The sequence below is a fragment of the Streptomyces sp. AHA2 genome (assembly GCF_036857595.1).
Classification (GTDB): Bacteria; Actinomycetota; Actinomycetes; order Streptomycetales; family Streptomycetaceae; genus Streptomyces.
Genome location: NZ_JAUQWJ010000013.1, coordinates 139917 through 152303, shown reverse-complemented (window position 1 = coordinate 152303; position 12387 = coordinate 139917). Strand labels below are relative to the sequence as shown.

Sequence of the window (12387 nt, the reverse complement as noted above, 5' to 3'; positions counted from 1 at the left end):
GGGCGGTGCTCACATCGCCGCGGTGGACATCGACCGGCACAGGTCGGCGCAGTGGCGACACGCCTCCGCGCACCGCATCATCTGGGCGTCGTCCGGCATGGACATACACGCCTCGGCGCACATGTCACAGGCCCGGGCGCACATCGCGCACATCTCGGCGGACAACGGCGAGCGGCGCATCATCATGTCGGCGCACATGCGGGTCATCTCGGCACAGTCGATGACCGCGCGCATGATCGGCATCTGGGCCGGGCCGCCCCTGTGCAGGCAGGAGCTCATGGTCTCCTCGCAGACGCCGTGGCAGGTCATGCAGGCCTGCACGCAGTCCTGCATCTCCCGGCTCAGCGGGGTGGCGGTGGCGGGCTGCTGGGTCATGACTACCTCCCGGAGGGAGCGGGAGCCGCGGATCGGCGCCCGCCCTTCCGTCCTACGCCTGTCGTCCCATGAGCACCACAGGGCTGACGCGTCCGTCCGCGAGGCGGTGCCGGCCCGTCCCGGCTCCCGCGGCGGTGAGCCACGACTCGAACACGGCGGCGTGAAATCCCCGTCAGCGGCAAAGAGGGTGGGTGGCGCGTCCGCGGGGAGCGGCGTCGCGCAGGCGGGGCGCCGAGCAGTTCGTGGCAGGGGAGACCACACATGACACAGCAGACCGAGGAACGGCCGTCGGCAAGGCCGGAGGACCCGGAGGAGCGCAAGCAGCGGCTGCGCAGACGGCTGGAGCGGCTCATCGGCATCGCCGCGACCGAGGGCAACGAGCTGATCCCGCTGCGCAACGGCGACGAGATCTTCCCGGCGATGCTGGCGGCCATCCGCGCGGCGCGGCACACCGTCGACATGATGACGTTCGTGTACTGGCGCGGCGACATCGCCCACGAGTTCGCCGCCGCGCTGGCCGAGCGGGCCCGGGCCGGCGTCCGGGTACGGCTGCTGCTGGACGGTTTCGGGGCCAAGCAGATCGAGCGGGACCTGCTGGACGCCATGGACGAGGCCGGCGTGCACGTGGCCTGGTTCCGCAAGCCCACGCGGTTGTCGCCGATGCGGCAGAACCACCGCTGCCACCGCAAGGTGCTGGTCACCGACGAGCGCACCGCCTTCACCGGCGGTGTCGGCATAGCCCGCGAGTGGTGCGGCGACGCGCGGAACCCGGACGAGTGGCGCGACACCCACGTGCAGGTGCGCGGACCGGCCGTGGACGGCATCGCCGCGGCCTTCGCGCAGAACTGGGCCGAGTGCCACGACGACCTGTACGACCACCACGACCGCTTCACCGAGCAGGAGCAACCGGGGCGGGCCACGGTCCAGGTCGTGCGGGGGTCGGCGAGCTTCGGCTGGCAGGACATGCAGACCGTCCTGCGGGTGGTGATCACCTCGGCGCAGGAGCGGCTGCGGCTGTCCACCGCCTACTTCGCCCCCGACACGTACTTCATCGACCTGCTGGCCGCCGCGTCCCGCCGGGGCGTGGAGGTGGAGATCCTGCTGCCCGGGCCGCACACCGACCAGCGGGCGTGCCTGCTGGCCGGGCGGCAGCACTACCAGACGCTGGTGGACGCGGGCGTGCAGGTGCGGGAGTACCAGCCGACCATGCTCCACACGAAGATCCTCACGGTGGACGGGGTCTGCTCCCTGATCGGCTCCACCAACTTCAACCGCCGCTCCATGGAGCACGACGAGGAGGTCCTGCTGGCCGTCCTCGACGAGGACTTCACCGCGGCGCTCGACGCCGACTTCGAGGCCGACCGGAAGCTGAGCGAGCCCATCGACCCGGCGCGCTGGCGGCGGCGCCCGCTGCCGATGCGTCTGGCCGAGGCCTCGGTCACCCCCATCCGCCGCTTCCTGTGAGACACCGCGGCCCCCGGCGCGAGCCGGGGGCCGAGGGCGTCGCGCGGGACGGGGTCACGGCAGGTTGCGGGCCATGACGATGCGCTGGACCTGGTTGGTGCCCTCGTAGATCTGCGTGATCTTGGCGTCGCGCATCATGCGCTCGACCGGGTAGTCGCGGGTGTAGCCGTAGCCGCCGAGGAGCTGGACGGCGTCGGTGGTGACCTCCATCGCCACGTCCGAGGCGAAGCACTTGGCGGCGGCGCCCAGGTAGGTCAGGTCGGCGTCGACGCGCTGGGAGGCGGCGGCGGCCTGGTAGGTCAGGGCGCGGGCGGCCGAGATCTTCATGGCCATGTCGGCGAGCATGAACTGGATGCCCTGGAAGTCGGCGACGGGCTTGCCGAACTGCTTGCGCTCCTTGACGTAGCCCTTGGCGTAGTCGAGGGCGCCCTGGGCGATGCCGAGGGCCTGGGCGGCGATGGTGATGCGGGTGTGGTCGAGGGTCTTCATCGCCGTGGCGAAGCCGGTGCCCTCCTCGCCGATCATGCGGTCGGCGGGGATGCGGACGTTGTCCAGGTAGACCTCGCGGGTGGGCGAGCCCTTGATGCCGAGCTTCTTCTCCGGGGCGCCGAAGGAGACGCCCTCGTCGGACTTCTCGACGACGAAGGCGGAGATGCCCTTGGAGCGCTTGGCCGGGTCGGTGACGGCCATCACCGTGTAGAACTCGGACTCCCCGGCGTTGGTGATCCAGCGCTTGACGCCGTTGAGCACCCAGAAGTCGCCGTCGCGGACGGCCTTGGTCTTCATGCCCGCGGCGTCGGAGCCGGCGTCCGGCTCGGACAGGCAGTAGGAGAACATGCCCTCGCCCTTGGCGAGCGGGGCCATGTACTTCTTCTTCAGCTCCTCGGAGCCGGAGAGGATCACGGGCAGGGAGCCGAGCTTGTTCACGGCCGGGATGAGCGAGGAGGAGGCGCAGACGCGGGCGACCTCCTCGATGACGATGACGGTCGCCAGGGCGTCGGCGCCCGCGCCGCCGTACTCCTCGGGCACGTGCACGGCGTGCAGGTCGTTGGCCACCAGCGCCTGGAGCGCCTCACGCGGGAAGCGGGCCTCCTCGTCCACCGCGGCGGCGTACGGCGCGATCTTCGCCTCGGCCAGCGAGCGGACGGCGTCACGGAGCATGTCGTGCTCCTCGGACGGGCGGTACAGGTCGAAGTCAGCCGATCCGGCCAAGGTCTCTCACGCTCCAAAACGCTGCGATGGTGGCGCTAACTACCGTTAAGTAATCAAAAGTTTATGACGTAGCCCACGGGAGTGATACGTGAGCTAGGCGACAGCCGGAAAGTCGCCCCGTGGGGCGCGCCGCCGGGCCCCGGATATGCTCGGGCGCGCACGACATGCCGCAGACGTCTGGAGCACCCATGGCCCTGAAGATCACCGTGATCGGCACCGGTTATCTCGGTGCGACCCACGCGGCGGCCATGGCCGAGCTGGGCTTCGAGGTACTGGCCCTCGACGTGGTGCGCGAGAAGATCGAGAAGCTGGAGCGCGCCGAGGCCCCGATGTACGAGCCGGGCCTGGACGACCTGCTGCGCCGGCACGTCGCAGGGATCGAGGGCTCCAGCGGACGGCTGCGCTTCACCCAGGACTGGGCCGAGGTCGGCGCCTTCGGCGATGTGCACTTCGTCTGCGTGAACACCCCCCAGCGGCACGGCGAGTACGCCTGCGACATGTCCTACGTGGACTCCGCGATCGCCTCGCTCGCCCCGCACCTGCGCGGCCCGGCCCTGGTGGTCGGCAAGTCGACGGTGCCGGTGGGCTCCGCCGACCGCCTCGCCTCCTACCTGGCCGCGCACGCGCCCGCCGGGGAGGACGCCGAGCTGGCCTGGAACCCGGAGTTCCTGCGGGAGGGCTTCGCCGTCGACGACACGCTCCATCCCGACCGGATCGTGGTGGGCGTGCGCAGCGAGCGGGCCGAGAAGCTGCTGCGCGAGGTCTACGCGACGCCGATCGGCGAGGGCTCCCCGTTCGTGGTGACCGACTTCCCCACCGCCGAGCTGGTGAAGACGTCCGCCAACTCCTTCCTCGCGACGAAGATCTCCTTCATCAACGCCATGGCGGAGGTGTGCGAGGCGGCCGGCGGCGACGTGGCCAAGCTCGCCGAGGCGATCGGTTACGACGACCGGATCGGGCGGAAGTTCCTGCGGGCCGGGATCGGCTTCGGCGGCGGCTGCCTGCCGAAGGACATCCGGGCGTTCATGGCGCGCGCCGGTGAGCTGGGCGCGGACCAGGCGCTGACGTTCCTGCGGGAGATCGACTCCATCAACATGCGCCAGCGCGGCCAGATGGTGGAGCTGGCCCGGCAGGCGCTGGGCGGCGGCCCGTTCCTGGGCAAGCGCGTGGCGGTACTGGGCGCGACCTTCAAGCCCGACTCCGACGACGTACGGGACTCCCCCGCGCTGAACGTCGCCGGGCAGATCCACCTCCAGGGCGGCCAGGTCACGGTCTACGACCCCAAGGGCATGGACAACGCCCGCCGTGTCTTCCCGACCCTCGGCTACGCCGGCTCGGCGCTGGACGCGGTGCGCGGTGCGGACATCGTGCTGCACCTGACGGAGTGGCGGGAGTTCCGCGAGCTGGACGAGGAGGCCCTCGGCGAGGTCGCCGCGGCCCGCGTCATCCTGGACGGCCGCAACGCGCTCGACCCGGAGCGCTGGCGCAAGGCCGGCTGGACGTACCGGGCGATGGGCCGCCCGAGGGCCTGAGCGCGCGGAGCGCGAGACGGGTGACGCCGGTTCGGCCGAGGCTCAGTCGGCCGAACCGGCGTCTTGCTGCATTCTGCACCACCGAAGCGGACCGCGGGGCGGTCGGCGGGCTCTCGGCGCCCTGCCCGGCCGCGCGGGGGTCCTGGTGTGCGGCCCGTCCCCGCAGGCCGCACCTCCACCCGTCACACCCCTACCCCTCCTTGGCGCGGTACCTGCGCATCTTCGCTCTGGCCCCGCACACCTGCATGGAGCACCAGCGGCCCCGGCCGGCCGGGCTGCGGTCGTAGTAGGCCCAGTGGCAGTCGGCGGCCTCGCAGGCCTTCAGCCGGGTCCAGGCTCCGGTGACCAGGGACTCGGCGACGGCGGCCGCCACGCGCGCGTGCAGCGAGCGGGTGCCGGCGGGGGCCAGGGCGGCGGAACCGTCCGCGGTGTCGACCGTGACGACGAGCGGGGCCGCGGCCAGCAGCTCCCCGAGCGGCGTCACCGCGCGGTGGGGCGGATGCCCGGCGTGGGCGAGGAGCGTCGCGCGCAGCGACTCGCGCAGCTCACGGGCCCGGTCCGTCTCCTTCGGGGCGATCCCGAAGCGCGCCCGGCCCTCGGCCGTGTCCAGGGCGTCGGCGCCCGACTCGATGTCCAGCGTGTTGACCAGCGCCTCGATCAGGGCCAGGCCGCCGGGCGCGGGCGATCTCTCCGTCATGGCTGGACCGTACCTCTCGCGTTTTCCCTTGCGAGGTTACCGCCAATGCGGGAGCATGCAGTAACGGTTACTGGTTACCCGCCCTCTGTTGGTAACACGACGGGTGACGCGACTTCGAGGAGGAAGTCATGGCTCTCGCCAAACTGGGTGTCGTCGTCCTGGACTGTCCCGACCCGCGCGCACTGGCCGGTTTCTACGCCGAGGTGCTGGGCGGCACACCGACGGTGGAGACCGACGGGGAGGGCGAGTGGGCCGACCTGAAGGTGCCGGGCGGGCCGGCCCTGGCCTTCCAGACCGCCCCCGGGTACGTGCCGCCCCGGTGGCCCTCTCCGGAGCACTCGCAGCAGTTCCACCTGGACCTGGTGGTGGAGGACCTGGACACGGCCGAGAAGGGCGTCCTGGCGCTGGGCGCGAAAGCCCTCGACGCCGACGACCGGGAGCGCACCTTCCGGGTTTACGCCGACCCGGCCGGGCACCCGTTCTGCCTCTGCGCCTGCTGACAAAGGGAGGGTTCCATGTCCGCTGTGGCACGTTTCCGTTCGGTGGTCGTCGACTGCCCCGACCCCCGCGAGCTGGCCCGCTTCTACGCCCAGGTCGCCGGCGGGACGCCGGAGGACGGCGACCCGGACTGGGTGGTGCTGCGCGTGCCCGACGGGCCCCGGCTCGCCTTCCAGCGCTCCTCGGACCACACGCCACCCGAGTGGCCCCGTGCCGACCGCAACGCCCAGCAGTTCCACCTCGACTTCGACGCCGGGTCGACGTGGGAGGAGATGGACGCGGCCGAGGAGCGGGTGCTGGCGCTGGGCGCACGGGTGCTGGACAAGGAGGACGACGAGAAGAAGGACTTCCGGGTCTACGCCGACCCGGCGGGGCATCCGTTCTGCCTCTGCCGCATCGAGCACGGCTGACCCCCGCGGGCCCGTCCGGGAAGGACGGGCCCGTCAGCCGTCCAGTTCCGCGATCGTCGCGGTCGACGGCCGGCGCCGCTGCTGCGCGGCCCGGGCCGTGAAGTCCGCCCCGCGCAACACACGCTGCACGTTGCCCCAGGTCAGCAAGGACACGTCGTGCTCGTCCCAGCCGCGCCGCAGCAGTTCCGCGACCAGCTTGGGGTAGCAGGAGGTGTCGCCCAGCTCCTGAGGGTGGGCGGCCCCGGAGTCGTAGGTGCCGGACAGCCCGACGCTCTGGGCGCCGGCCACCGCGCGTACGTGGTCGAGGTGGTCGGCCACGTCGCGCACGGTCGGCCCCGTCTGCTCGGCGGTCAGCGGCACCAGGCACAGCCCCTTCGCCGCGCCGAGCTCCGCCAGCAGGTCGTCGGGGAGGTTGGCCGGGTGGGGGCGGATGGCCCGGGCGGCCGAGCGGCTGCACAGCACGGGCGCGCGGGACAGGGACAGCACCCGGCGGATGGTGGGGGCGGACGCGCCGGACAGGTCCGCGATCACCCCGAGCCGGTTCATCTCGCGCACGACCGCCTCCCCGAACCGGGTCAGCCCGGCTTCGCTCGCCCAGGACACCCCGGTCAGGGTCAGCGCGCGCACCCCGAGCAGGTGCAACTGGCGCAGGATGCCGAGCGAGTCGCCGACGGCCGGGGCACCGGCGGGCCCCAGCAGCACGGCGACCCGGCCGCAGTTGCGGGCGTCCACGACCTGCCCGGCCGTGGCGGTCAGCCGCAGCCCCTCGTCGCAGGTCCCGGCGACGCTCTTCGCCAGGTCCAGCTGGTCGAGGGTGGCGCCGACGGCCCGGTCGCCGTCCAGTCCCTCCGGCAGGTGCAGCGACCAGAACAGCGCGCCGACCCGGCCCTCGCGCAGCCGGGGCACGTCCGTGCCGACCGTGCTCTCGCCCTCCTCCAGGTCGTACCAGGACAGCCGCTTCAGCGCCCAGGGCAGGCCGTTGTAGCCGTCGGCGACGGGGTGCGCGGCGAGGACGGCGTGAGCCCGGGTCAGGGGCGCGTCGTCCGGGTCGGAGACGGGCTCGTAGGACTCCGCCGTGACGACGGCCTCTTCGGGGTACGGGTCGGCCAGGTCGTCGAACTCGCCGGCCGCGGCGGTGGGGCGCAGGTCGTCCTGGAGGTCTGCCATGGCGGCTCCCGTACGGTCGTTCGTGAGGTACGGTCACCGTCGCACGCGGCAGGGGGTTGTTCCTGGTGGGCGGGGCGTTCGGGGTACGGCTCGCGGAGCCGCCCGGCACGCGGTGCGCGCGGCTCCGCGACGGACCCGGGCGGGACGGCCGGCCGCCCGGCCCGGGACGCTCAGCCGGCGGGCCCGTCCAGCGACTCCAGGGTGGCGTGGGACGGCGGGCGCGTCGCCCGCAGCCCGCGGGCCACGTCCTCCGCCGCCTCCAGCACCCGTACCGCGTTCTTCCAGGTCAGCTTGGTCAGGTCCGCCTTGGACCAGCCGCGGTCGAGGAGTTCGGCGATCAGGTTCGGATAGCCGGAGACGTCGTCCAGGCCGGCCGGGGTGAAGGCCGTGCCGTCGTAGTCGCCGCCGATGCCGATGTGGTCGACGCCGGCGGCCTCGCGCATGTGGTCCAGGTGGTCTGCGACCGTCGACACCGTGGCGACCGGCCGCGGGTGGCGTTCCTCGAAGTCCCGGTGGACCCTCATGGCCTCGGCGGTGGTGTCGAGGTGGTGGAAGCCGTGGGCGCGCAGGTTCTCGTCCGCCGCGGCCGTCCAGTCGACGGCGGCCTGGAGCACGAACTTCGGCACGAACGTCACCATCGCGACCCCGCCGTTGGCGGGCAGCCGCTCCAGGACGTCGTCCGGGACGTTGCGCGGGTGGTCGCAGACGGCCCGGGCCGAGGAGTGGGAGAAGATCACCGGGGCGGAGCTCGCGTCGAGTGCGTCCCGCATGGTCGTCGCGGCCACGTGGGAGAGGTCGACGAGCATGCCGAGACGGTTCATCTCCCGTACGACCTCGCGGCCGAACGCGGTGAGCCCGCCGGCCCTCGGCACGTCCGTCGCCGAGTCCGCCCAGTCCACGTTGTCGTTGTGGGTGAGCGTCAGGTACCTCACGCCGAGCGCGTACAGGCCGCGCAGGGTGCCCAGGGAGTTGGCGATCGAGTGGCCGCCCTCCGCGCCCATGAGGGAGGCGATGCGGCCCTCCCCGCGCGCGGCCTCCATGTCGGCGGCGGTGAGCGCCGGACGCAGGTCGTCCGGGTGGCGGTCCAGCAGCCGCCGCACGCAGTCGATCTGCTCCAGCGTGGCGGCGACCGGGTCGGGCGAGTCCGTGCGCACGTACACCGACCAGTACTGCGCACCGACCCCGCCGGCGCGCAGCCGGGGGATGTCGGTGTGCAGGTGGGCGCTCTGGTCGGCGGACACGTCCCGCGCGTCGAGGTCGTAGCGCACCTGCTCGCGCAGCGCCCAGGGCAGGTCGTTGTGCCCGTCGACGACGGGGAACTCGGCCAGCAGCGCCCGGGCCTCGCCGAGGGACGGCACCGCCGTCACTTCCCGAACCCGAAACCGCCGCCCGCGCCCTCGACCTTGGAGCGCAGGCGCTTGCCCTTCTCGGTGGCCTGGTCGTTGAGCTCCTGCTGGAACTCGCGCATCCGTGCGCGCAGGTCCTCGTCGTGCGCGGCGAGGATGCGGGCCGCGAGGAGACCGGCGTTGCGGGCGCCGGCGACGGACACCGTGGCGACCGGGACACCGGCCGGCATCTGCACGATCGACAGCAGGCTGTCCATGCCGTCCAGGTACTTCAGCGGCACGGGCACGCCGATCACGGGCAGCGGGGTGACCGAGGCGAGCATGCCGGGCAGGTGGGCGGCGCCGCCCGCCCCGGCGATGATCACCTTGAGCCCGCGGGTGTCGGCCTGCTCGCCGTAGGCGACCATCTCGCGCGGCATGCGGTGCGCGGAGACGACGTCGACCTCGTAGGCGATCTCGAACTCGTCGAGGGCCTTGGCGGCGGCCTCCATGACGGGCCAGTCGGAGTCCGACCCCATGACGATGCCAACAACGGGGCTCATTCGGTGATGGTGCCTCTCAGGTAGCCGGCTGCGTGACGGGCGCGCTCCAGCACGTCGTCCAGGTCGTCGCCGTAGGTGTTGACGTGACCGACCTTGCGGCCGGGCTTCACGTCCTTGCCGTACATGTGGATCTTGAGCTGCGGGTCGCGGGCCATGCAGTGCAGGTACGCGGAGTACATGTCCGGGAAGTCGCCGCCGAGGACGTTGACCATCACGGTCCACTTCGCGCGCGGGCGCGGGTCGCCCAGAGGCAGGTCCAGGACCGCGCGGACGTGGTTGGCGAACTGGCTGGTGACGGCGCCGTCCATCGACCAGTGGCCGGAGTTGTGCGGGCGCATCGCCAGTTCGTTGACGAGGATGCGGCCGTCGCGGGTCTGGAACAGCTCGACCGCGAGATGGCCGACGACCCCGAGTGCCTCGGCGATGTTCAGCGCCATCTCGGAGGCCTGAAGGGCCAGGGCCTCGTCGAGGCCGGGCGCCGGGGCGATGACCGTGTCGCAGACGCCGTTCACCTGCTGCGACTCCACCACCGGGTAGGCCACCGCCTGGCCGTGCGGCGAGCGGACGACGTTGGCGGCCAGCTCCCGGACGTAGTCGACCTTCTCCTCGGCGAGCACGGGGACACCGGCCCGGAAGGGGTCGGCGGCCTCCTCGACGGACTCGACGACCCACACGCCCTTGCCGTCGTAGCCGCCGCGGACCGTCTTCAGCACGACGGGGAAGCCGTCGCCCTCGGCCGCGAACGCGGCCACGTCCTGCGGGTCGGACACGATCCGGTGCCGGGGGCAGGGCACGCCGATCGCGTCGAGCCTCGCGCGCATCACCCCCTTGTCCTGGGCGTGCACGAGCGCGTCCGGGCCCGGGCGCACGGGGATGCCGTCCGCCTCCAGCGCCTTGAGGTGCTCGGTGGGTACGTGTTCGTGATCGAAGGTGATCACATCGCACCCGCGCGCGAACTCGCGCAGCGTGTCGAGGTCGCGATAGTCGCCGACGACGACCTCGCTCACGACCTGCGCAGCGGAGTCCTGCGGGGTGTCACTGAGAAGCTTGAACCTGATGCCGAGCGGGATGCCCGCCTCGTGTGTCATACGAGCGAGCTGGCCACCGCCGACCATGCCGACTACCGGGAACGTCACGCTCCCAGGGTAATGGCCGCGCCGGGGTGGCCGGTTTCCCGTCCCTCCCCGGGCCGGACCCGGACCCTCCGCGGCCGTCCTCCGGCGTCCACAGGAAGATCGCGCGAGCGGGTGGTTAGCATGGCTGGGTTGACGCCGACCACGGACGGGGGCCTGTACGACCATGGCAGATGGTGCCTCCGGGCTTCGGCGGCTCGTCCGCGAAGTCGCCAAGTTCGGCGCGGTGGGCGGTGCGGGGGTGCTGGTCAACCTCCTCGTGTTCAACCTGGTGCGGCACGTCACGGACCTCCCGGTGGTGCGGGCGAGCGTCATCGCGACCGTCGTGTCGATCGCCTTCAACTACGTCGGCTTCCGGTACTTCACCTACCGCGACCGCGACAAGTCCGGCCGCACCCGTGAGCTGACCCTGTTCCTGCTGTTCAGCGCGGTCGGTCTCGTCATCGAGAACGGCGTGCTCTACACGGCCACGTACGGCTTCGGCTGGGACACCCCACTGCAGAACAACGTGTTCAAGTTCGTCGGGATCGGGGTGGCGACCCTGTTCCGCTTCTGGTCCTACCGCTCCTGGGTCTTCCGGGCCCTGCCCGCCGCCCAGGAGCCGGGGACGGACACGCGGCCGGAACCGGCCCGTCCGGCCCGGACCGGCCAGCGCGTGCCGTAGGGCCTGCCCCGGGCACGTCCCGCGCGCTCCCGGCGGCTCTAGCGGACCGTCGGCTCGTCGCCGCCGGGGGACTTCCGCACCGGCGTGCGGGACAGGAACAGGCCGAAGACCGGGGGCTTGGTCTGCAGCATCTCCAGACGGCCGCCGTCGGCCTCGGCGAGGTCGCGGGCGACCGCCAGGCCGATGCCCGTGGAGTTGCGGCCGCTGATCGCCCGCTCGAAGATCCGGGCACCGAGGTCGGCGGGGATGCCGGGGCCCTCGTCGGTGACCTCGATGACGGCCTGGTTGCCGGTGACGCGGGTGCGCAGGGCGACCGTGCCGCCGCCGTGCATCAGCGAGTTCTCGATCAGCGCGGCGAGGACCTGCGCGACCGCGCCGGGCGTGCCGACCGCCTCCAGGTGCCGTTTGCCGGAGCTGACGATGGCCCGGCCCGCGCTGCGGTACGCCGGCCGCCATTCGGCGAGCTGCTGCTGGATGACCTCGTCGAGGTCGAAGGTGACGGCGGAGCCGGTGCGCGGATCGCGCGAGTTGGTCAGCAGCCGTTCCACGACGTCCGTGAGCCGCTCGACCTGCGTCAGCGCGATCGTCGCCTCCTCCTTCACCGTGTCCGGGTCGTCGGTGAGGGTGATCTCCTCCAGTCGCATGGACAGCGCCGTCAGCGGGGTGCGCAGCTGGTGGGAGGCGTCGGCGGCGAGCCGCCGCTCGGCGGTCAGCATGCGGGCGATGCGTTCGGCCGAGCCGTCCAGCACGTCCGCGACCCGGTCCAGCTCGGGCACCCCGTAGCGCTTGTGCCGCGGGCGCGGGTCGCCCGAGCCGAGCCGCTCGGCCGTCTCGGCGAGGTCGGTCAGCGGGGAGGCGAGCCGGTTCGCCTGGCGCACGGCCAGCAGGACGGCGGCCACCACCGCCAGCAGGGCGACCAGGGCGATGATCAGCAGGGTGCGGCCGACCTCGCGGGTCACCGAGGAGCGCGGCTCCTGGACGGTGACGGTCTCGCCCTCCTCGCCGGGGGCGGTGGCGCTGATGACGTCCCCGGCCGGCTGGGTGCCGATCTCGATCGGTGCCTCGCCGGGGATGCGGATGACGGCGTAGTAGCGGTCCTGCGCGACCTGGCCGCGCAGCACCTCGGCGTCGACCTGCTGCTCGCCGAAGAGCCGGCTGTCGACGATGCTGGCCAGCCGCACCGCCTCGGACTCGACCCGCTCGCGGGCACTGTTGCTGATCGTCCGCGTCTCGACGATGACGAGGGAGACGCCGAAGACGGCGATCACCACGAGCACCACGGCGAGCGTGGACTGGATCAGTCGGCGGCGCATGTTCTCTTACCCGATCCCCGTGACGGCCCGCGGC

At 72.5% G+C, this 12387-nt stretch carries 13 protein-coding genes; 5 read left to right on the top strand and 8 right to left on the bottom strand.

The window, feature by feature from the left end; all coding sequences use genetic code 11:
* Positions 1-9: 9 nt before the first annotated feature.
* On the bottom strand, positions 10-375 hold the full coding sequence (locus tag Q5694_RS24900; protein ID WP_333935551.1) for a four-helix bundle copper-binding protein: 366 nt from the start codon (positions 373-375) through the stop codon (positions 10-12).
* A 261-nt stretch (positions 376-636) separates the two neighbouring features.
* Between Q5694_RS24900 and Q5694_RS24895 the strand changes: the two genes are divergently transcribed.
* Positions 637-1839, top strand: a complete 1203-nt coding sequence (locus tag Q5694_RS24895; RefSeq protein ID WP_333935550.1) for a phospholipase D-like domain-containing protein — start codon at positions 637-639, stop codon at positions 1837-1839.
* Positions 1840-1893: 54 nt separating this feature from the next.
* Here Q5694_RS24895 and Q5694_RS24890 read toward each other — a convergent pair whose 3' ends face one another.
* Complete coding sequence (locus Q5694_RS24890; protein ID WP_333935549.1) at positions 1894-3051, bottom strand: acyl-CoA dehydrogenase family protein; 1158 nt, start codon at positions 3049-3051, stop codon at positions 1894-1896.
* A 188-nt stretch (positions 3052-3239) separates the two neighbouring features.
* Between Q5694_RS24890 and Q5694_RS24885 the strand changes: the two genes are divergently transcribed.
* Positions 3240-4583: a UDP-glucose dehydrogenase family protein gene (locus Q5694_RS24885; protein ID WP_333935548.1), complete on the top strand. Its 1344-nt coding sequence runs from the start codon at positions 3240-3242 to the stop codon at positions 4581-4583.
* Between the two features lie 190 nt (positions 4584-4773).
* Here Q5694_RS24885 and Q5694_RS24880 read toward each other — a convergent pair whose 3' ends face one another.
* Positions 4774-5280 (bottom strand): CGNR zinc finger domain-containing protein, encoded by a 507-nt coding sequence (locus Q5694_RS24880; RefSeq protein ID WP_333935547.1) that lies wholly within the window; start codon positions 5278-5280, stop codon positions 4774-4776.
* A gap of 128 nt (positions 5281-5408) precedes the next feature.
* On the opposite strand from Q5694_RS24880, the gene Q5694_RS24875 reads away from it, so the two are divergent.
* Together Q5694_RS24875 and Q5694_RS24870 are read left to right on the top strand one after the other, a co-directional pair.
* Positions 5409-5780 carry a VOC family protein gene (locus tag Q5694_RS24875; RefSeq protein ID WP_333935546.1) on the top strand — a complete coding sequence of 124 codons (372 nt, stop codon included), beginning with the start codon at positions 5409-5411 and terminating at the stop codon, positions 5778-5780.
* A 15-nt stretch (positions 5781-5795) separates the two neighbouring features.
* The gene (locus Q5694_RS24870) at positions 5796-6188 is read left to right on the top strand and encodes a VOC family protein (RefSeq protein WP_333935545.1); all 393 of its coding nucleotides are present in this window, start codon (positions 5796-5798) and stop codon (positions 6186-6188) included.
* 33 nt (positions 6189-6221) lie between these two features.
* On the opposite strand, the gene Q5694_RS24865 is transcribed toward Q5694_RS24870, so the two are convergent.
* The 4 genes from Q5694_RS24865 to Q5694_RS24850 form a co-directional block, all read right to left on the bottom strand.
* Positions 6222-7355 carry a dipeptidase gene (locus Q5694_RS24865; protein WP_333935544.1) on the bottom strand — a complete coding sequence of 378 codons (1134 nt, stop codon included), beginning with the start codon at positions 7353-7355 and terminating at the stop codon, positions 6222-6224.
* 170 nt (positions 7356-7525) lie between these two features.
* Positions 7526-8713, bottom strand: a complete 1188-nt coding sequence (locus tag Q5694_RS24860; RefSeq protein ID WP_333935589.1) for a dipeptidase — start codon at positions 8711-8713, stop codon at positions 7526-7528.
* Positions 8714-8718: 5 nt separating this feature from the next.
* Entirely contained in the window at positions 8719-9243 is a 525-nt protein-coding gene (purE, locus tag Q5694_RS24855) for a 5-(carboxyamino)imidazole ribonucleotide mutase (RefSeq protein WP_333935543.1), read from the bottom strand.
* Entirely contained in the window at positions 9240-10379 is a 1140-nt protein-coding gene (locus tag Q5694_RS24850; protein WP_333935542.1) for a 5-(carboxyamino)imidazole ribonucleotide synthase, read from the bottom strand. The genes purE and Q5694_RS24850 overlap by 4 nt, the downstream gene beginning before the upstream one ends.
* 163 nt (positions 10380-10542) lie before the next feature.
* On the opposite strand from Q5694_RS24850, the gene Q5694_RS24845 reads away from it, so the two are divergent.
* Positions 10543-11040, top strand: coding sequence for a GtrA family protein (locus tag Q5694_RS24845; RefSeq protein ID WP_333935541.1), 498 nt, complete (start codon positions 10543-10545; stop codon positions 11038-11040).
* A gap of 38 nt (positions 11041-11078) precedes the next feature.
* Here Q5694_RS24845 and Q5694_RS24840 read toward each other — a convergent pair whose 3' ends face one another.
* Positions 11079-12353 (bottom strand): ATP-binding protein, encoded by a 1275-nt coding sequence (locus Q5694_RS24840; protein ID WP_333935540.1) that lies wholly within the window; start codon positions 12351-12353, stop codon positions 11079-11081.
* Positions 12354-12387: the final 34 nt, after the last annotated feature.